The organism is Thioalkalivibrio sp. ALE9 (genome assembly GCF_000377445.1).
GTDB lineage: Bacteria > Pseudomonadota > Gammaproteobacteria > Ectothiorhodospirales > Ectothiorhodospiraceae > Thioalkalivibrio.
Genome location: NZ_KB898128.1, coordinates 58,161 through 74,960, shown reverse-complemented (window position 1 = coordinate 74,960; position 16,800 = coordinate 58,161). Strand labels below are relative to the sequence as shown.

Genomic DNA, 16,800 nt, shown 5'->3' with positions numbered 1-16,800 from the left:
GGCGACCATCCAGATTGTCGTACTGTAGTGCAGCGCGGTGGCGGTCGCGCTGCACTCGCTGGTTATCCCTGCAACTGTCGTCCGTGTGTGACGTCCTGCCGCATGCCAAGTCGGGGCGCGGTGGGTACGGATGCGGCCTGTACTCTCAGAACCCTCGGAGCTGAAGATGAATTTCGAGCAATGGATTCCATCGGAGCGCCTGGCCGGTTTTTTGGATGCGGGCGGGCCCGTGGTCCTGATTCTGCTGGGGGCTTCGGTGGTGGCGCTGGCCTTCGTGCTGGTCAAGCTGTGGCAGTTGTGGCGCATGCGGGTCACCGATGTGCGCCCCGCTGACGAGGCGCTGGACCGCTTCCACCGCGGGGATGTCGAGGGTGCAATCGAGTGTGCCGAGGCGACCCCGAACCCCGCCGCCCGGGCCGTGGCGCGGGGCATTCGGGGGCTGCACGGCGGGGCGCCGGAGGCCATCGTGCGCGAAGAGGTGGTGCGTTACGGCAATGCGACCATCCAGTCCCTGCGTCAGGGATTGCGGCCGCTCGAAGTGATTGGCGCGCTAGCTCCGCTACTGGGCCTGCTGGGCACGGTGATGGGGATGATTCGGGCCTTCCAGGCGATGGAGCAGGCTGGAAGCCAAGTGGATCCAGCGGTCCTGTCGGGTGGTATCTGGGAGGCCCTGCTGACGACGGCGGTGGGACTGGCGGTCGCCATCCCGGTTGTGGCCGCGCTCAACTGGCTGGAGACGCGGGTCGAGCGGGTGGCACACCGGATGGACGATGCCGTGACCCGTTTGTTCACGGGGGGGCAGTATGCGGCGGTGTCGCTGACTCGCGAGTCGCCGGACCGTCCAGCGCCTCGCCCGACGGCCGATCCGGATTCGACTGACGGGGCCTTGCCCCGAACGGCCGATGCTGGACACTAGCCGCCCGCGTCGGCGCAATCTGATCAGCCTGACCCCGCTGATCGACGTCGTCTTTATCCTGCTGGTCTTCTTCATGCTGGCCTCGAGTTTCCTCCAGTGGCGGGCGGTTCAGCTGGAGGCACCGGCCGAGGCCGGCGGGGCCGGTTCGATGGAGGGCGCCATGCTGGTCGAGATCCGCTCGGACGGGCTGCGGTTGGCAGGTGAAACGATCGCGGAGGGCGACTTGCGCGAGCGCATCGCCGCACGCGTGCGCGACGAGGCCGACACGCGGGTACTGGTGATGCCGGCGCCCGGTGTCAGCATGCAAGACACCGTCAACGTACTGGAGGGTCTGTCCGACGTCGGGGCGCGCAACCTTTCGGTAATTCGGCAGGCGCAGCCATGATCGGCGAACGACGCCACTTTCATGTTGCGCATCGCCCGCGCAACGACGACGAGAGCATCCTGCCGCTGATCAACATCGTCTTCCTGTTGTTGATCTTCTTCATGGTGGCCGGGCAGTTGAGTGCGATCGATCCGTTCGAGGTCGAACCGGTGGAGTCGGCCGTGGACGGCCAGCCCGGGCCGGACGAGTTCATGGTGATCATCGGTACCGAGAGTCGGTTGGCGGTCAATCAGGACGAGGTCGATCTCGACGGCATGACCGGTCTGGTACGCGAGCACGTCGAGCGCCACGGAGAGGCGGCCAGAGTCCGCGTGAAAGCAGACGGGCGCGCGGAAGCGGTCGCGGTTGTCGGGGTGCTGGAACGCCTGCGCGAGGCGGGGGTCGAGCGGATCGACCTGCTGACGGTACCGGATATCTGATGCAGCCGACGTTTCGACACTGGATGGTGGCCCTCGTCCTGGCGGTCGCCCTGCACCTGCTGGTGGCGATGGCCTTGCTGCTGCGCGAGCCACCCGCCGGCGCCGAGGATGCGGGCGTGGGCGGGCTGGAAATCTCCATGGCCGCGGCCGGCGGCGCACCCCAGGCCGTGCCGGCCGAGCCCGCGGAGTCCGCGGACACCGACGCCGTAGAGCCCGAACGGCCCGAGGCCGTGGAAGCCGAGCCGGTGCAACCGGAACCCCCCCAGCCCCGGGAACCGGAGCGCCAGCCGGTAGAGGAGGCCGAGGTCGTCGAACCCGAACCCGAACCCGAACCCGAACCCGAGCCCGAACCCGAGCCCGAACCCGAGCCCGAACCCGAGCCCGAGCCCGAGCCCGAGCCCGAGCCCGAGCCCGAGCCCGAGCCCGAGCCGGAGCCGGAGCCGGCCGAGTCCGAAGTTGACCCAGTGGACGAGGTGGACAGGGCAGCCGAGCCCGGCGACAGCGCCGATGCCGAGGCGCCGGCTGACGAACGGGGTGCAGCCGATGCCGAGGCCGGAGACAGCCCCTCCGATGCGGCGGGTGGCGGTACGCCCGGCGTGGATCCGGACTACCTGGCCGAATTGCAGGCGTGGATAGAGCGCCACAAGAGTTACCCGCGGCAGGCTCAGCGGCGTCGACTGGAGGGGACGGCCTCCGTCTGGCTGCATCTGGACCGCGACGGGAACGTGATCGAGTATCGGATCGAAGACAGTTCTGGAAGCCGCATTCTCGACCGCGCGGTCGAGGACATGGTCGAGCGGGCAGATCCGTTCCCGGCCCCGAGTGCGATCGGCCGTGACGAATTCGAACTCGTAGTGCCGGTCACATTTTCCGTGCGTTAAGGATGTATTGAAGGAGGTTTCATGCGTATGCGGGACGAGGCTCTCGGCACCTTGATGGTGCTACTTCTGATGCTGGTGCTGCCAGGCGTAGCCGGTGCGGATGATCCCGCCCCCGACGATCCCGGCGCGATCGGCGTCCAACTGAACAAGCTCGAGGCCGACGGCGACGACTGTCGCGCACATCTGGTGCTGGAGAACGGTCTGGACGAGGCCCTGGAGTCGTTCCAGCTGGATCTGGTGGTGTTCGACAGGGACGGCATTATCCATCGGCGTACGGTGGTCGAGATGGCCCCGTTGCGGGCGGGAAGTACCGCGGTGCGGGCCTTTCGCATGACGGACACGGCCTGCGATCGCGTCGGGCGCATCCTGGTCAACGACATCGCCGCCTGCGAGGGGCCGGAGGGCGCGATCGAGGGCTGCGCCGATCAGGTCCAGGTCGAGAGCCTGGCGGATGTGCCGCTGATCCGATAGTGCCTCCCCCAGCCGATTGCCCGGCCGGTTCGGCAGTCGCCATGAAATTTATAGCAAACGGGGTTGCAAATCGTTCGCATTACCGATATCGTTTTGCTCGCGTTGAGGGCGTTCTTGCATCCCGGCGGAGTCGGGCGGGATAGTGGGGTCCCCCTGAGTACGGGGGCCACAGTCAACCAACCCGTTGATCCGAAAAAACGATCAAGGACCTATTCCAGGAGAGTCGAGATGCAAGGCGATAAGGACGTAATCCGCTACCTCAACCAGGCCCTCAAGGGTGAACTGACCGCGATCAACCAGTACTTCCTCCACTCCCGCATGTTCAAGGACTGGGGGCTGGAGAAGCTGGCCGCGGCTGAATACGAAGAATCGATCGACGAGATGAAGCACGCGGACGAGCTGATCAACCGCATCCTGTTTCTCGAAGGCCTGCCCAACCTGCAGGACCTGGGGACGCTGAGCATTGGCGAGAACACCCGCGAGATCCTGGAAGCGGACCTGGCGCTCGAGCACGCCGGTGCGCCGGTCTATCGCGAGGCCATTGCCCATTGCGAACAGGTGCGCGACTTCGTGACCCGCGATCTGCTGCAGAAGATCCTGGACAGCGAGGAGAGCCACATCGACTGGTTGGAGACCCAGCTGCAGCTCATCGATCGCATCGGTTTGCAGAACTACGAGCAGAGCCAGGCGAGCTCCGCGTCGTAATCGTTTCGAGTGCGACCGCCCTTCGGGGCGGTCGGGGAGGCAAGCATGAATTCCAGCGAAGGCGGGCGCATCCCGGCATCTACCGAGTCTTCTCCGGCGCGCCCTGGAGTGCATGACTGTCCTGTGGGCACGCCGCGGGAGGTTGCCTCGAGTGAGTTGCTGCGTGATGCCGACCGCCTGTTTATCCGCCATGAAGGGCAGTGCTACACCCTTCGGGTGACCTCCAGCAAGAAGCTGATCCTGACCAAGTAACACCAAATATCACAGAGGCCGTGCGTATCTTCACGGCACCCGCCAGCCAGGGGACCTGCTCCCTCAGCCAGCCATTTTGTTGTCAATCGAACTACGGCATCTCACCGGTCGTGGCGGTGTGTTTGTCGTGCACATTGAAGGGAGAAAGAAATGGCTGGCAAAAATACTGGGACATGCAACGGCACGGTTTCTCAAGGGCACGCAAGCAGTACGGGGCCATGGCAAAGACGTGCGATTGTGCTGGCGATACTGGGCATGGCGGGCGCATCCGTTGCCCATGCCGATGACCCGGAAGAGACCGGCGCTGCGGAACTGGACCCGGTGCTGATCGATTTTCGTGGCGAGCGGATGAGCAGCCCGAAATACAGCCGGGATCTGCAGGACACCCCCCGGATCATCACGATTCTCTCCAGCGATCTGCTGGAAGAACAGAACGTGACCGAGCTGCGTGACGCCATGCGCAATGTGTCCGGGATCAGTCTGCAGGCCGGGGAAGGGAACCCGCCGGGTGGCGACCAGTTGAAGATCCGTGGTTTCAATGCACGTGACGACATCAACGTCGACGGGTTCCGGGATCTGGGCAACTACTTCCGCGATCCGTTCTATGTCGACCAGATCGAGGTCATCAAGGGGCCGAACTCGGCCTTCTCCGGGCGCGGCTCCGCAGGTGGGACGATTAACTTCGTCACCAAGAAGCCGATGCTGGAGGACCGAAATCGCATCGAAACCTCGGTGGGCACGGATTCCTACTTCCGTTCCACCGGCGATTTCAACAAGGTCATCGACGACAACAGCGCCTTTCGCATCAACCTGATGACGCACTCCCAGGACGTGCCGGGCCGAGACGTCGTGGATCAGCGCCGCCACGGGTTCTTCGGTGCCTACACCTGGGGCTTCCAGAGCGACACGATGGTGGAGGTCAACTATCTGCACACGCGACAGAACAACACCCCGGACCAGGGGATTCCGCTGGATCGCGAAGGCTTTACGGGTGATACATCCGAGCTGACGGAGAACAACAATTCGCGGACGCCGGGCGGCCAGCGCGCGGGTGACGGCTACTACACTGGCAAGCTGCCCCCCGGCCTGGACTTCTCCAACTACTATGGCCACACCGACGACTACCAGAAGATCGATGTCGATCAGGTGGGACTCGTGGTCGATCACATCTTCAGCGACCAGGTCAGCTGGCGTAACCATGTCCGCTACAGCCGGGTCTCCAACGATTCCGTTACGTCCTCTCCGCGTATCAAGATCCCGGAGGATGCCTGGGGCAGTGGGGACTGGGGCGCGGCCGAGGTTCAGGGTGATCTGAAACCGCGTGACCAGCGGGATGAATCGATCTTTGTACAGTCGGATCTGCTGCTGAATTTCGATACGGGCCCGCTGACACATGATCTGGTGCTGGGGACCGAGTTTGGTTACGTCGATATCGAGAACCGACGCCGCCCGGACGTGAACGGGCCGCGCACAGATCTGTACAACCCGAGTTTGCGGACGCGTCCGGAGGTGCCGTACGACGGCACGCGCCATCGTCTGGAGTCCGAGCAGGCGGCGGTGTATGCGCTCAACACCATTGCGCTTTCGCCGCAATGGGACCTGCACGGTGGATTGCGTTACGACCACGTAAAGTCCACGGCCACCGACTACGGCTGGGATGACCCGATTGGTCCGATCTCGCGGACGGATCGCGAATGGAGCTACAACCTCGGGGTGGTCTACAAGCCGGTTCCGGAGGGCTCGATCTACGCCTCCTATGGCAACTCGTTCGACGTGACCGGGACCTTCGATCGTGGTCTGGTCCAGCTGGCGGGGGGCGGCACCGGTCAGCCGCGCGGCGAGGACATCGTCGATCTCGATGCCTTCGACACCGATCCCGAAGAGACCCGGGCGTTCGAGGTCGGGACCAAGTGGCAGGTGCTGGACGGCCTGAATGTGAATGCGGCGGTGTTCCAGACCGAAAAGACCAACGCCCGCACTCCGGCCCAGGGCGGAGGGGATCTGCTGGATGTTCTGGAAGGCCGGCAGCGGATCCGCGGGTTCGAGCTCAACGCGGTGGGCCGGATCACGCCGGAATGGAATCTGTACGGCAGCTATACGTACCTGGGCGAAGCCAAGGTGCTGAATTCCAACAATCCCTGGGAAGTGGGCGAACGTCTGGGCGGAACGCCGAAGAACTCGCTGGCGTTCTACACGACCTATGACATTACGCCCCGCTGGACCGTTGGCGGGGGGATGGAGTACGTCTCCGGTCAGGTCAACAATGTGCCCAACGAGCCGGGGTCGCGCAGGCGCCAGGTCGAGATCGATTCGTACACCGTCTTTAATGCCTCGGCGTCCTATCGCATCACCAACAACGCCCAGATCCGCATGAACGTGTACAACCTGACCGACGAGGACTACATCTCGCAGCTGGCCGAGGGTGGTGCACAGGGGATCCCCGGCGCCGGCCGCCAGGCCATCGCGACCTTCCGCTACGACTTCTAGTGGCGCAGGGGCTGGAGGCAGGGTGGCCATGATTGGGGTTTACCCTCTATGGCCACTGCTCCGGGATTGTCATCAGGCCGCTCGATTCGGAAGCGGCCAGCAAATGCCGGCGCTATCAATGCGCCGGCGTTTTTTGCCGTTCGAGGGGAGGGACTAATGTGCTGGTGACCATCGACAACGTGCTGCAGGAAGATGAACTGGATGCGCTACGCGAGGGCCTGCGTCAGGCGGACTGGGCCACGGGGGTCAGCGCCGGGCCCCAGGCACGCACGGTGAAGAAAAACTTGCAGATCCCCGAGGGTGACCCGCGTTTGCAGGATATGCGGACCACGGTGATGCGTGCCCTGAACCGGAGCGAAACGCTGCTGAGTGCTGCGCTTCCATTCAAGATCCTGCCGCCCAATTTCAATCGTTACTCGGGGGAGACCAACCGTTACGGCCTGCACACGGACAGCACGCTGCGTCCGCTGCCGGATGGCAGTTATCTGCGCACCGACATCTCGGCCACGCTGTTCCTGTCGGATCCCGACGAGTACGAAGGAGGTGAGCTTACGATCGAGGACATCTACGGCGTTCACCAGATCAAGCTGGCTGCTGGTAGCCTGGTCGTCTACCCCTCCGGCTCCATTCACGAAGTGCGACCGGTCACCCGCGGCGAGCGCCTGGCCTGTTACATGTTCATGCAAAGCCTGGTGAAGGATACGGAACAGCGGCGGCACCTGTACGAAATGGATACGGCGTTGCGGGGTTTACGTGGGCGCCATGGCGAGGAGGACACGGACTTGGTGCGGCTGACGGGGCTTTATAACAACCTCCTCCGCCGCTGGTCCGAATGCTGAAATATCACTGAAGCTCTCGCCTTCGTCCCGGGTCCCTGGCGAGTTGGAACCGCATCACAAAACCCGAGCCCGGCCATGAGTTGCGGCGATCGTTCGCGTTTGTGGCTGGTCCCACCCGTCGAGTCCAGCAGGCAATGGTTTTTGACCGTGTTCGCTGGTCGGGCTGTCTATGCAAAGGATCCAATTTGCCGTAAAGGAGTGAACCGATGTTCGAAAAGTCTCGACTGACAATTTTCTTGCTTGCCCTGATGATGGCGCTGGGCAGCGCGACCCTCGCGGGGTGTGACAATCAGGGCCCGGCGGAAGAGGCCGGTGAGAACATCGATGACGCCATGGACGATGCTGGCGACGCGATGGAGGATGCCGGGGACGAGATGGAGGATACCTTCAGCGACTGATCCCGGCTGAGCCGAAACAAGAAGCCCCGGCACGCGCGGCGTGCCGGGGCTTTTTTGCTTCATCCGGATTGGACGCCCCTGCAGGGCGTCCGGGGGTCAGAAGTTGCCGTCACCCTCCGGTTCCATGCCGCCATCGGACGGGGGTTGCTGCATCTCGCCCTCTTGCGGCGGCTCCTGCATGCTCCCTTCGGGTGGCGGGGCGCTCTGCATGCCGCCTTCACCCCCCTCGGGCTGTTCCTGCATCTGTTGTTCCTCGAACTCGTCCATGCCCATGTCGCCGTCGGAGCAGCCCATCAGAAGTACAAAGGGTGCGATGGCCGCGGCGGCCAGGATCCTGGTGGAATGCTTCATGGAAACTCCTGTCCATTGAGGTGGATGTAAACGCGCAACTGCGTTCACACCTCTTGACCCTTGAGCCCCCTCCGGTGTTTCGGGAAATTCATCACAGCTTTGCGTTTCGCCCGGGGGCGTGGTTTCTGTCACGCATCCTCGTGCGGTTTGTCGACGGCCCTTCTCGGGGTCGCTAGAGTGAGACAAAGGCAATTCCGGACGGCAGTGATGGCGCAATCCTCTTCGCAAGAATCTCTCCTGGAGCAGGCTCGCAATGCCTGGGCCCGCGGCGAACACGCCGTCGCGATGACCCTCTGGCGGCAGGGGGCCGAGGCCGGGGACCCGCAGTGCGCCTTCAACCTGGGGGTCCTGCTGGATGAGGGGCAGCACCTGCCGCGGGATCCCCTCGAGGCCGCGCAGTGGTATCAGCGTTCGGCCGAGGCCGGGTTCCCGGATGCCGCCTTCAACCTGGCCGTCCTGTTCGAGCAGGGGGACGGCCTGGAGGCGAACCCCAACGAGGCGGCCCGCTGGTTCCATATTGCCGCGGAGCGCGGGAATGCCCAGGCGATGTTCAACCTGGGGCTTAAGTTCGACGAGGGCCGGGGCCTGCCGCAGGATGCGGAACAGGCGGCCCAGTGGTATCTGCTGGCGGCCGAGGCCGGCGAGGGGCGCGGTGCAGCCAATCTCGCGCGGCTGTTCGCGATGGGCGAGGGCGTGGAACGCTCCGATGTGTCGGCATTCAAGTGGTATGCGATCGCGGCGGAGATGGGGATCGCGAGCGCGGCGCGTTACCGCGAGCGTGTGGCGCGCGAGCTGAGTCCCGACGAGCGCCTGCACGCGGGCGAACGCGCCCAGGAGTGGCTGCAGAACCAGGCACAGGCCAAGGCAGCGCCGCGCCTGCAGTAGCCGGCACGGCCGCCTGTCAGGGATGCAACCTGAAGGAAGCGCCGGGATCTCGCGAGCCGCTCGCCACGGCGCTGCGCGCCTCGCGATGACGGCTGATCGGTGCTGTTGGTGTTCGGGATGACGAGAGCGTGGGGGTGGCGTGTCACGCAGGGAATGAGGGCACTGCGTCATGACCCCAACGCGCTTCTTCCGATCTTCCGGGCCTTCCTGTGAAGCGCTGTGGACCTTCTTCGTGCGCTCCGCGGAGGGCTAGACCACCACGTTCAGTTCGCGGCGTGGCTCCTCGGCCGGCCCGGCCAGGCTGACCGCGAGTTCCACGCGGCGGCGCAGGGCCTCGACACCGACGCCGCCCAGCACGCCACCATCCGGCGCCGCGGCCCCTTCGGCGTCATTGCCGCTGCTGCGGAAGGCCTCGATCTGGGCCGCGACCCGGGCCCGCGAGGCCATCTCCTGTTCCGAGCGCGGGGGGAAGGCCAGGCCCTGGTCCTGTTCGGCATCGCCGCGGCGGTTCTCGTCCTGTTCCGCGCGATCCTCGATCGGGCGGCGGGCCTCGCCGGCCTCGGGGTCGTTCAGCGGGCGATCGAAATCGGCCGGGGTGGAGAGCTGCCCCAGGCCCAGCCGGTCGCTGCCGGTCGGGCGTGTGCCGACCGGTACCGCAGCAGACGGGTTGGTGACCGGGACTTCCATCGCGTAACTCGGCGAGCCTCCTGGTAGGTCGTGTTCTCAGGCGTTGCCCGGATTCAGGCGCGTACGTCCAGCAACGAGCCAATCATCCGGTCCTCGGCCTGCAGGGTCTTCACCGAGGCCTCGACCTGATTCTGGCTGGCGATCATGCCCACCTGGGCACCCATACTCTCGCGACTGCCCGCGTTCTCGGTGGCCACCGTGTGGGCCTGCTGGCGCATGCTGGTCATGCCCTTCTGGATGCCCGCGAGGGAGTGGCTGGCGTCGATCATGTGCGTGAACCTGTCCGGCAAACCTGTAACTCGTTGACCCGATTATAGATCAATTAGTTGCATTTCACCGCCCGGCGGCTCCGCGCCGGGTCAGGCGGGGGCGAGCAGGGCCTGCAGGCGGGCGTGCACCGCGGCGCGTGCGCCGGACTGGCGGGACTGCCATTCAGCGAGGCGTGCGCGCCGTGCCGCCGGGTCGATCCCTTCCGCGAGGCGCGCGAGCACCTCGTCGGCCACCCGCTCGGGGTCCTCGCCGCGAGCGACGAGGCCGGTGTGCTCGGCGGCGATACGCAGTCGCGTGGCGGCATCCGGGTGGCGTTCATGCTCCGCCGGGCCGCAGATGACCGCGCTGCCACAGGCCAGCGGCAGGCCCAGGTCGGGCGGGGTCTCGCTGGCGGCCAGGGTGCCGCCCGGCAGGGTCACCTGGGCGCAGGTGTAGGCGGCGTGCAGCGTCTCCGGATCCTCGATGTAGTAGACCCGGTTCTTGCGCGGCACGAAGGAGGTCATGAAGCGGTTGTGGCGGATGATCGGCAGCGAGTACTTGATGGCGTCGCGATAGACCGGCTCGTGCCGCGCCGGGTCCGCGGGCGCCAGCAGCAGGATGGCCGCGCTCTTGCGCAGCACCGCGAACAGCACGGCAAAGGCGAAGGCCTCCTCGCCCGGGCCGGTGTTGGGTGCCAGCAGGATCGGATGGCCCTTTTCGTGGTATTCGCGAAAGCGTTCGCAGAATGCGCTGGAGTCGGACGGCGGGGCCGGCAGTTCCACCGCCCCGGCGATCGGGTCGCCGATCACTTCGGCGATCCCGGGGGCCGGGGCGTCTTCGCGCGCCGCGAACACGGCATCCCACTCGACGCCCCCGGTGTCGCCCTCGGCATTCACCCAGATGCGCGGTGCATGGAGCGAGGCCAGTGCGGGGCCCAGGTCGTGCTCGCCGGCCCGCAGGGGCCCGATGACCACGACGGCGCGCGGCCGCAGCCGCGCCAGACGCGGGGCCGCCAGGTCCGGGCGCATCGCCAGCGCCGGGGTGGCATCCATCAAGCCGGCCGCCTCGCGGTCATGGCCGCAGTCGGTGACCCCCAGCGTGATCGGCCCGACGGCGTCGGCCAGCTCCGCGAGCCAGTCGGCGGCCGTCTCGAGGGTGGCCCGCGGGGCGAGGATCAGGATGCGCCCGCCGCTGTCGCCGGGGACGGAGCGGGCGGTGATCCAGGCAGACAAACGTGCGAACATGGCGGGCTGGTATCCGGTGGTCGGGCGAGCGTCGCATTATACGAGGCGGCATGGCGCGCCCGCCACGGCCGGGCTTTGTGTCTTCAAGGGGAATTGCGCGATGCATGTACGCTGGATCATCGGGCTGGTGGCGATGGGAGTCATCCTGGCGCTGGCCATGTGGGTCTACTCCAACCCGGGTGGCATGCGCAGTCAGCAGTTCTCCGACCTTCCGTGGCAGATCGAGGTAGGGGATCGCCAGCGCACGCGGGTGCTGGGCATCGTGCTGGGCGAGACCACCATGGCCGACCTGATGGGCCGCCTGCCGGTGCCGGACATCCGCCTGTTCGTGGATGCCGACGGTTCGCGTTCGGTGGAGGCCTACTACGTGAACGCGCGCATCCCCCCGTTCGAGGCCAACCTGATCCTGCGCCCGGATCTGGATGAGGCGGCGCTGGACCGGATCGAGGCCGAGACGACGTCCGAGCGGCCCATGCCCAGCGGGGCCCGGCGCTACGGACTGAGCGACGACGCCCTGACATCGCTGGGCAACGTCCCGATCGTCGAGATGAGCTACATCCCGCGCGCCCACTGGACCGAGGACCTGGTTACCCAGCGTTTTGGCGAGCCGCGCGAGCGCCTGCGCATGGACTCCGATCACAGCTACTGGCTCTACCCCGAGGACGGGCTGGCCATTCTGGTCCCGCGCCGCGGGCGTGTGCTGATGCACTACGTGACCCAGGAGCGCTGGGGACAGACCGTGGAACGCCTGCGCGACGAAGGGCGCCGCCGCCTGGGCGAGGACTACGGGGATCATGAGTGAATCGGCCGCCCCGGATGCCCGCCCGTTCTGGGAGCGCCCGCTCGAGACCCTGAGCCACGAAGAGTGGGAGGCCCTGTGCGACGGCTGCGGGCGCTGCTGCCTGCACAAGCTGGAAGACGAGGACTCGGGCGAGCTGGCCTTTACCTGGCTGGCCTGCGACCTGCTCGACTGCGAGACCGGTTTCTGCTCGGACTACGCCAACCGCCGGGACTTCGTGCCGGACTGCATCCAGCTGACCCGAAAGGACCTGCCCCACTATCACTGGTTGCCGCCCACCTGTGCCTATCGCCTGCGTTTCGAGGGCCACCCACTGCCGACCTGGCACCCCCTGCTGACGGGCGATCCGGAGAGCGTGAGGCGCGCCCGGGTGTCGGTGGCCGGGCGGGTGATCCGCGAATGCGATGCCCCCGACCTCCCCCTGATCGACTACGTCGTCGACTGGCCCGGTGAGGTGCCGGAGTCCGCGCGTCTGTGGCGCCCGGTGGTAAGGCTTCCGCGCGAGTAGCGATGTCGGGATACGTCGATCTGTTCGTGTACGGGACGCTGAAACAGGGCTTCGCCAACCACCGCGCGTTCTGCGCTCGGGCCCTCCGGATTCGCACCGCGACCATTGTCGGGTCGCTATATGACTTACCCGTGGGCTACCCCGCCGTGCAGATTGCCGCCGACAGCATTCTGCTGAAAGCCGGGCAGGACCCACTCCGTGACGCGGGGCGTCAGCGCCGCTTCCGGGGGCTCGCGCCATCAGCCCCGGATGCGGCGCAGGAGCTTGTGCACGGCGAGTGGATTCGCCTGCCCGACCCGCCGCGGGCCCTGCCGCGCGTCGACGCCCTGGAGGGTGTGCGCCCGGACGGCCGCGGGGAGTATCGCCGGGCCCTGGTGCCCGCCTGGACCGAGGATGGTCCCACGGCCCTCTGGGTCTACTGGATGCCGCGTCTGCCACCCGGTGCGCGCCATCTGGCGGACGGCATCTGGCCGGCGCGGTCCTGAACTGCATGGTTCAGCGGTGGTGATCCTGTAGCGGCCGCTCCACGATCCGCTGCGCTCATCGCATCCTGCGTGTTGTCCTTTGTGGCCTTCGTGGTGGACTAACCGGCGGAGGACAGGAGTTCGCGGGCGTGGGTGCGGGTGGTCTCGGTGAGTTGGGTGCCGCCGATCAGGCGGGCCAGGGCCTCGACGCGGCGCTCGTCGTCCAGCGGCTGGATGGCAGTGCGGGTGCCGTCCTTGCCGTGCGATTTCTGCACCTCCAGCTGCTGGTGGGCCTGGGCGGCGACCTGGGCCAGATGGGTCACGCACAGGACCTGATGGCGCTCGCCCAGGGTGCGCAGCTTGCGCCCGACGACCTCGGCGACCGCGCCGCTGATGCCGCTGTCGACCTCGTCGAAGATCAGCGTGGGTACGGTCTGCTGCTGGCTGGCCAGCACCTGTAGCGCGAGCCCGATACGCGAGAGCTCGCCGCCGGAGGCGACCTTCGCCATCGGCTGCGGGGCGGAGCCGGGGTTCGCGGCGACGCGGAACTCGATGTGATCCACACCGTGCGCCTGTGGCTTGTCGGCGGGCTCGATGGCGATCTCGAAGTGGCCGCCGGCCATGCCCAGCTCCTGCATGGTGTCGGTAACCGCCTGGCCGATGCGCTTGGCGGTCTGCTGGCGGGCCTTGCTCAGCGCCTTGGCAGCCGAGTCGAAGGCCGTGCGGGTCTCCTGTTCGCGCGCCTCCAGGGCCTCGAGCGTCTGGTCGCCGTTTTCCAGGGCGTCCCGCTCGGTCTGCAGTTCGTCGAACAGCCCCGGCAGGGCCTCGGGGTCGACGCGGTGCTTGCGCGCCAGGCGCAGGTACTCGCCGACGCGCTGGTCCAGCTCGGCCAGGCGTTCCGGGTCCAGTTCGATGCCGTCGGCCAGTCGGCGCAGGGTGTCGCCGGCCTCAGTGATCTGGATGCGCGCGGACTCCAGCAGCTCCAGCGTCGGGTTCACCCGTTCGTCGTGCTGCGCGGCATCCTGCAGCGCGTGCAGCACATGGCCGATCTGGGCATCGACGCCGGCGTCGTCCTCGATCTGCTGGCTGGCGGTCTGCAGCGCGCTCAGCACCTCGGTGCCGTGGGCGAGCTGGTTCTGCTCGGCCAGCAGTTGCGGGTATTCGTCCTGTACCGGGGCCAGTTCGGCCAACTCGGTGGTCTGGAAACGCAGCAGGTCGAGGCGGTCGGAGGTGTCGGCCTGGCTCTCGCGGGCCTGCTCCAGCGCGCGGGCGGCCTCGCGCCAGGCCGTGTGGGCCTCGCGCACGTGGGAGACCCGGTCGCCTTCGAGGAAGCCGTCCAGCCAGAGGCGCTGGGTGTCGCGCTGCAATAGCTGCTGATGGGCGTGCTGGCCGTGGATGTCCACCAGCCACTCGCCCAATGTGCGCAGCTGGCCGACCGCGACCGGTCGGCCGTTGATCCAGGCACGGCTCTTTCCCTGGCGGGTCAGGACCCGCCGCAGCAGCACCGCGTCGTCGTCGGGGTCCGCGAGGTCCTGTTCCGCCAGCCACGTGCCAGCCGGGCTCGTGTCGGTCAGGGCGAACTCCGCGGACAGGTCGGCCTGTTCGGCCCCCTCGCGCACCATGCCGGCGTCGGCGCGGTCGCCCAGCAGCTGGCCGATCACGTCGATCAGGATGGACTTGCCTGCCCCGGTCTCGCCGGTCAGGGCGCTCAGGCCCGTGTCCAGCTCCAGTTCCAGCTGGTCGATGATGGCGAAGTCGCGGATGCTGATCAGTCGCAGCATGGGATCAGGGCTGCTCGCCCCAGCGCAGCTTGGTTCGCAGCACGCGCAGGAAGTGATGTTCGCGGGGATGGATCAGGGTCAGGGCCTGTTCGCGACGGTGGATGCGCAGCAGGTCGCCCGGGGCGAAGTCCACGTTCTCCTGGCCATCCAGCGCGACCTGGGCCGGGGAACGGCTGCCACTGGACAGGCGGATCTCCACCGTGGAGCGGCCGCTGACCACCAGCGGGCGGTGGTTCAGGCTGTGCGGGCACACCGGGACCATGACCATCGCGTCCAGCTGCGGGGTCAGGATCGGCCCGCCGGCGGACAGGGCGTAGGCGGTGGAACCCGTGGGCGTGGCCACCACCAGGCCATCGGCGCGCAGCCGGCCGACGTCCATGCCGTCGATCGCGGTGTCGAACTCGATGATGCGCACCACGCTCAGTACATGGACCACGACGTCGTTCAGCGCGATCCCGTGGTGGATGGTGACCCCGTCGCGGATCAGCTCGGCCTCCAGCATCGCCCGCGGCTCGCGCTCGAAGGCCCCGTCCAGGACCTCGCCCAGTTCCTCCGGGGCGGTGTCCGGGGAGACATCCACGAGGAATCCCAGGCGACCCAGGTTGATCCCCAGCAGCGGCGTGTCGGCGTCGGCGACCTTGCGGGCGGTGGCCAGCAGGGTTCCGTCGCCGCCGATGACGATCAGCAGATCGACCGCGCTGGCCAGCTCCTCCAGCGGCAGGAGCCCGACCCGCTCCGGACGCTCGAAGCCGTCGATCTCCTGTTCCATGAAGACCTGGCGGCCGCGCTCCTGCAGCAGACCGACCAGCGTGGCGACCAGCGGTGCGGTGCGCGAGTCGCTGGTCTTGCCGACCAGTCCGACCTTGTTGAAGTCTGGCATCATGCCGGCATTATCCGGAAAAGGGACCGCGACTGCACCCGGGGTTTCTTGACCGGATTCCAGCACCATCCAAGACTGGTACCTTCTGGCACTCGACCGAGTGGAGCGCTGACGACCCATGGAAAACGCTTTCATCAATCTGGACGCCAGGGCCCGTACCCTGTTGCGGACCCTGATCGAGAGCTACATCCGGGACGGCCAGCCCGTCGGCTCGCGTACCCTGGCCCGCACCTCCGGGCTCAGCGTGAGCGCGGCCACTGTACGCAACGTGATGGCGGATCTCGAGGACATGGGCCTGATCCATTCGCCGCATACCTCGGCCGGGCGCATCCCGACGCCGGCCGGCTACCGGCTGTTCGTGGACAGCCTGCTGGAGGTGCGCAACCCCTCGCCGGAGGAGGTGCGCGCGATCCAGTCCGGCTTCGACCCGAATGCCAGTACCCAGGATCTGATGGATACCACCAGCAATCTGCTGTCGCGGGTTACGCGCATGGCCGGGATGGTGCGCCTGCCGCGGCATCGCAACGTCGCGCTGAGCCAGATCGAGTTTCTGCGCCTGGGCGAGGGACGCATCCTCGCGATCCTGGTCATCGACGGCAAGGAGGTGCAGAACCGCGTGCTGGAGCTGGAGCGCGACTTCGGCCAGGACGAGCTGCAGCGCATGGCCAACTACCTGAACGCCCATCTGGCGGGCAAGAGCCTGCACGCCGTGCGAGCCGAGCTGCTGCGCGAGATGCGCGACGTGCGCGACGACCTGGACGCGATGATGCTGGCGGCGATCGATCTGGGCGAGAAGGCGGTCGGTGACGAGGACCCGGACGACGTGGTCGTGGCCGGCCAGACTCACCTGCTCGGCTACGAGGAGCTGGCGGACATGGAGCGCCTGCGGCAGCTGCTCGAGGCCTTCAACGAAAAGCAGGAGATCCTCGGGATTCTCGACCAGTGCATTCGCAGCGACCGCGTGCAGATCTTCATCGGCCGCGAGTCCGGACTGGACTGGTTCGAGAACTGCTCGGTGGTGACTGCGCCCTACAGTGTGGATGGCGAGGTGGTCGGCGTGCTGGGGGTCATCGGACCCACGCGCATGTCCTACGACCGGGTGATCCCGATCGTGGACGTGACCGCGCGTCTGCTCGGCTCGGCCCTGGGCGATCAGCCGCCGGGCGACCCGAAGTAGCGGGTCGCCCTTGAAACCCGAA

The 16,800-nt window shown here is 66.9% G+C and carries 21 protein-coding genes; 15 read left to right on the top strand and 6 right to left on the bottom strand.

Annotation, left to right across the window (positions count from 1 at the left end; translation table 11 throughout):
* The first annotated feature begins 166 nt into the window (after nt 1-166).
* The 10 genes from D106_RS0110020 to D106_RS0109975 all read left to right on the top strand — a co-directional run bounded on the left by D106_RS0110020 (nt 167) and on the right by D106_RS0109975 (nt 7,753).
* Nucleotides 167-916: a MotA/TolQ/ExbB proton channel family protein gene (locus tag D106_RS0110020; RefSeq protein ID WP_018879950.1), complete on the top strand. Its 750-nt coding sequence runs from the start codon at nt 167-169 to the stop codon at nt 914-916.
* Complete coding sequence (locus D106_RS0110015) at nt 903-1,301, top strand: biopolymer transporter ExbD (RefSeq protein WP_018879949.1); 399 nt, start codon at nt 903-905, stop codon at nt 1,299-1,301. Before D106_RS0110020 ends, D106_RS0110015 begins: the two co-directional genes overlap by 14 nt.
* Nucleotides 1,298-1,720, top strand: a complete 423-nt coding sequence (locus D106_RS0110010; RefSeq protein WP_018879948.1) for a biopolymer transporter ExbD — start codon at nt 1,298-1,300, stop codon at nt 1,718-1,720. Before D106_RS0110015 ends, D106_RS0110010 begins: the two co-directional genes overlap by 4 nt.
* Nucleotides 1,720-2,601 (top strand): energy transducer TonB, encoded by an 882-nt coding sequence (locus D106_RS0110005; RefSeq protein ID WP_018879947.1) that lies wholly within the window; start codon nt 1,720-1,722, stop codon nt 2,599-2,601. Before D106_RS0110010 ends, D106_RS0110005 begins: the two co-directional genes overlap by 1 nt.
* Before the next feature lie 21 nt (nt 2,602-2,622).
* Complete coding sequence (locus tag D106_RS0110000; RefSeq protein WP_018879946.1) at nt 2,623-3,072, top strand: hypothetical protein; 450 nt, start codon at nt 2,623-2,625, stop codon at nt 3,070-3,072.
* 228 nt (nt 3,073-3,300) lie between these two features.
* A complete protein-coding gene (gene bfr / locus D106_RS0109995) occupies nt 3,301-3,777 on the top strand; it encodes a bacterioferritin (RefSeq protein WP_018879945.1) in 477 nt (158 codons plus the stop codon).
* A gap of 45 nt (nt 3,778-3,822) precedes the next feature.
* Complete coding sequence (locus D106_RS0109990; RefSeq protein WP_026280642.1) at nt 3,823-4,029, top strand: hemin uptake protein HemP; 207 nt, start codon at nt 3,823-3,825, stop codon at nt 4,027-4,029.
* A 255-nt stretch (nt 4,030-4,284) separates the two neighbouring features.
* Nucleotides 4,285-6,516: a TonB-dependent siderophore receptor gene (locus D106_RS0109985; RefSeq protein WP_018879943.1), complete on the top strand. Its 2,232-nt coding sequence runs from the start codon at nt 4,285-4,287 to the stop codon at nt 6,514-6,516.
* 158 nt (nt 6,517-6,674) lie between these two features.
* Entirely contained in the window at nt 6,675-7,355 is a 681-nt protein-coding gene (locus D106_RS0109980; RefSeq protein ID WP_018879942.1) for a Fe2+-dependent dioxygenase, read from the top strand.
* Nucleotides 7,356-7,561: 206 nt separating this feature from the next.
* Nucleotides 7,562-7,753, top strand: coding sequence for a hypothetical protein (locus D106_RS0109975; protein WP_018879941.1), 192 nt, complete (start codon nt 7,562-7,564; stop codon nt 7,751-7,753).
* 96 nt (nt 7,754-7,849) lie between these two features.
* Here the strand turns inward: D106_RS0109975 and D106_RS0109970 are convergent, their stop codons facing one another.
* A complete protein-coding gene (locus D106_RS0109970) occupies nt 7,850-8,104 on the bottom strand; it encodes a hypothetical protein (RefSeq protein ID WP_018865779.1) in 255 nt (84 codons plus the stop codon).
* A 207-nt stretch (nt 8,105-8,311) separates the two neighbouring features.
* Between D106_RS0109970 and D106_RS0109965 the strand changes: the two genes are divergently transcribed.
* Entirely contained in the window at nt 8,312-8,989 is a 678-nt protein-coding gene (locus tag D106_RS0109965; RefSeq protein ID WP_018865778.1) for a tetratricopeptide repeat protein, read from the top strand.
* A 249-nt stretch (nt 8,990-9,238) separates the two neighbouring features.
* On the opposite strand, the gene D106_RS0109960 is transcribed toward D106_RS0109965, so the two are convergent.
* The 3 genes from D106_RS0109960 to D106_RS0109950 form a co-directional block, all read right to left on the bottom strand.
* Nucleotides 9,239-9,676, bottom strand: a complete 438-nt coding sequence (locus tag D106_RS0109960; RefSeq protein WP_018865777.1) for a hypothetical protein — start codon at nt 9,674-9,676, stop codon at nt 9,239-9,241.
* Between the two features lie 53 nt (nt 9,677-9,729).
* Complete coding sequence (locus D106_RS0109955; RefSeq protein WP_018865776.1) at nt 9,730-9,945, bottom strand: hypothetical protein; 216 nt, start codon at nt 9,943-9,945, stop codon at nt 9,730-9,732.
* A 90-nt stretch (nt 9,946-10,035) separates the two neighbouring features.
* The gene (locus D106_RS0109950) at nt 10,036-11,169 is read right to left on the bottom strand and encodes a hypothetical protein (protein ID WP_018879940.1); all 1,134 of its coding nucleotides are present in this window, start codon (nt 11,167-11,169) and stop codon (nt 10,036-10,038) included.
* Nucleotides 11,170-11,269: 100 nt separating this feature from the next.
* Here D106_RS0109950 and D106_RS0109945 point away from each other — a divergent pair, with 100 nt between their 5' ends.
* The 3 genes from D106_RS0109945 to D106_RS0109935 are packed head-to-tail and all read left to right on the top strand — an operon-like array spanning nt 11,270 to nt 12,961.
* Nucleotides 11,270-11,971, top strand: a complete 702-nt coding sequence (locus D106_RS0109945) for a hypothetical protein (RefSeq protein ID WP_018879939.1) — start codon at nt 11,270-11,272, stop codon at nt 11,969-11,971.
* Complete coding sequence (locus D106_RS0109940; RefSeq protein WP_018879938.1) at nt 11,964-12,476, top strand: YcgN family cysteine cluster protein; 513 nt, start codon at nt 11,964-11,966, stop codon at nt 12,474-12,476. The genes D106_RS0109945 and D106_RS0109940 overlap by 8 nt, the downstream gene beginning before the upstream one ends.
* 2 nt (nt 12,477-12,478) lie before the next feature.
* Nucleotides 12,479-12,961 (top strand): gamma-glutamylcyclotransferase, encoded by a 483-nt coding sequence (locus tag D106_RS0109935; RefSeq protein ID WP_018879937.1) that lies wholly within the window; start codon nt 12,479-12,481, stop codon nt 12,959-12,961.
* A 98-nt stretch (nt 12,962-13,059) separates the two neighbouring features.
* Here the strand turns inward: D106_RS0109935 and recN are convergent, their stop codons facing one another.
* Nucleotides 13,060-14,721 (bottom strand): DNA repair protein RecN, encoded by a 1,662-nt coding sequence (recN, locus tag D106_RS0109930; RefSeq protein ID WP_018879936.1) that lies wholly within the window; start codon nt 14,719-14,721, stop codon nt 13,060-13,062.
* A 4-nt stretch (nt 14,722-14,725) separates the two neighbouring features.
* Nucleotides 14,726-15,604 (bottom strand): NAD(+) kinase, encoded by an 879-nt coding sequence (locus D106_RS0109925; protein ID WP_018865770.1) that lies wholly within the window; start codon nt 15,602-15,604, stop codon nt 14,726-14,728.
* A 115-nt stretch (nt 15,605-15,719) separates the two neighbouring features.
* Here D106_RS0109925 and hrcA point away from each other — a divergent pair, with 115 nt between their 5' ends.
* Entirely contained in the window at nt 15,720-16,778 is a 1,059-nt protein-coding gene (gene hrcA, locus D106_RS0109920; protein WP_018876094.1) for a heat-inducible transcriptional repressor HrcA, read from the top strand.
* The last annotated feature ends 22 nt before the right edge of the window (nt 16,779-16,800 follow it).

What these genes read in the sequence shown, in the direction of transcription:
- D106_RS0110005 (WP_018879947.1), top strand. Translation starts at nt 1,720, where the DNA reads ATGCAGCCGACGTTTCGACACTGGATGGTGGCCCTCGTCCTGGCGGTC.
- D106_RS0109945 (WP_018879939.1), top strand. Translation starts at nt 11,270, where the DNA reads ATGCATGTACGCTGGATCATCGGGCTGGTGGCGATGGGAGTCATCCTG.
- D106_RS0109965 (WP_018865778.1), top strand. Translation starts at nt 8,312, where the DNA reads ATGGCGCAATCCTCTTCGCAAGAATCTCTCCTGGAGCAGGCTCGCAAT.
- D106_RS0109990 (WP_026280642.1), top strand. Translation starts at nt 3,823, where the DNA reads ATGAATTCCAGCGAAGGCGGGCGCATCCCGGCATCTACCGAGTCTTCT.
- D106_RS0110015 (WP_018879949.1), top strand. Translation starts at nt 903, where the DNA reads ATGCTGGACACTAGCCGCCCGCGTCGGCGCAATCTGATCAGCCTGACC.
- D106_RS0109970 (WP_018865779.1), bottom strand. Translation starts at nt 8,104, where the DNA reads ATGAAGCATTCCACCAGGATCCTGGCCGCCGCGGCCATCGCACCCTTT.
- D106_RS0110010 (WP_018879948.1), top strand. Translation starts at nt 1,298, where the DNA reads ATGATCGGCGAACGACGCCACTTTCATGTTGCGCATCGCCCGCGCAAC.
- D106_RS0109950 (WP_018879940.1), bottom strand. Translation starts at nt 11,169, where the DNA reads ATGTTCGCACGTTTGTCTGCCTGGATCACCGCCCGCTCCGTCCCCGGC.
- D106_RS0109975 (WP_018879941.1), top strand. Translation starts at nt 7,562, where the DNA reads ATGTTCGAAAAGTCTCGACTGACAATTTTCTTGCTTGCCCTGATGATG.
- D106_RS0110020 (WP_018879950.1), top strand. Translation starts at nt 167, where the DNA reads ATGAATTTCGAGCAATGGATTCCATCGGAGCGCCTGGCCGGTTTTTTG.
- D106_RS0109960 (WP_018865777.1), bottom strand. Translation starts at nt 9,676, where the DNA reads ATGGAAGTCCCGGTCACCAACCCGTCTGCTGCGGTACCGGTCGGCACA.
- bfr (WP_018879945.1), top strand. Translation starts at nt 3,301, where the DNA reads ATGCAAGGCGATAAGGACGTAATCCGCTACCTCAACCAGGCCCTCAAG.
- D106_RS0110000 (WP_018879946.1), top strand. Translation starts at nt 2,623, where the DNA reads ATGCGTATGCGGGACGAGGCTCTCGGCACCTTGATGGTGCTACTTCTG.
- hrcA (WP_018876094.1), top strand. Translation starts at nt 15,720, where the DNA reads ATGGAAAACGCTTTCATCAATCTGGACGCCAGGGCCCGTACCCTGTTG.
- D106_RS0109955 (WP_018865776.1), bottom strand. Translation starts at nt 9,945, where the DNA reads ATGATCGACGCCAGCCACTCCCTCGCGGGCATCCAGAAGGGCATGACC.
- recN (WP_018879936.1), bottom strand. Translation starts at nt 14,721, where the DNA reads ATGCTGCGACTGATCAGCATCCGCGACTTCGCCATCATCGACCAGCTG.
- D106_RS0109935 (WP_018879937.1), top strand. Translation starts at nt 12,479, where the DNA reads ATGTCGGGATACGTCGATCTGTTCGTGTACGGGACGCTGAAACAGGGC.
- D106_RS0109940 (WP_018879938.1), top strand. Translation starts at nt 11,964, where the DNA reads ATGAGTGAATCGGCCGCCCCGGATGCCCGCCCGTTCTGGGAGCGCCCG.
- D106_RS0109925 (WP_018865770.1), bottom strand. Translation starts at nt 15,604, where the DNA reads ATGATGCCAGACTTCAACAAGGTCGGACTGGTCGGCAAGACCAGCGAC.
- D106_RS0109985 (WP_018879943.1), top strand. Translation starts at nt 4,285, where the DNA reads ATGGCGGGCGCATCCGTTGCCCATGCCGATGACCCGGAAGAGACCGGC.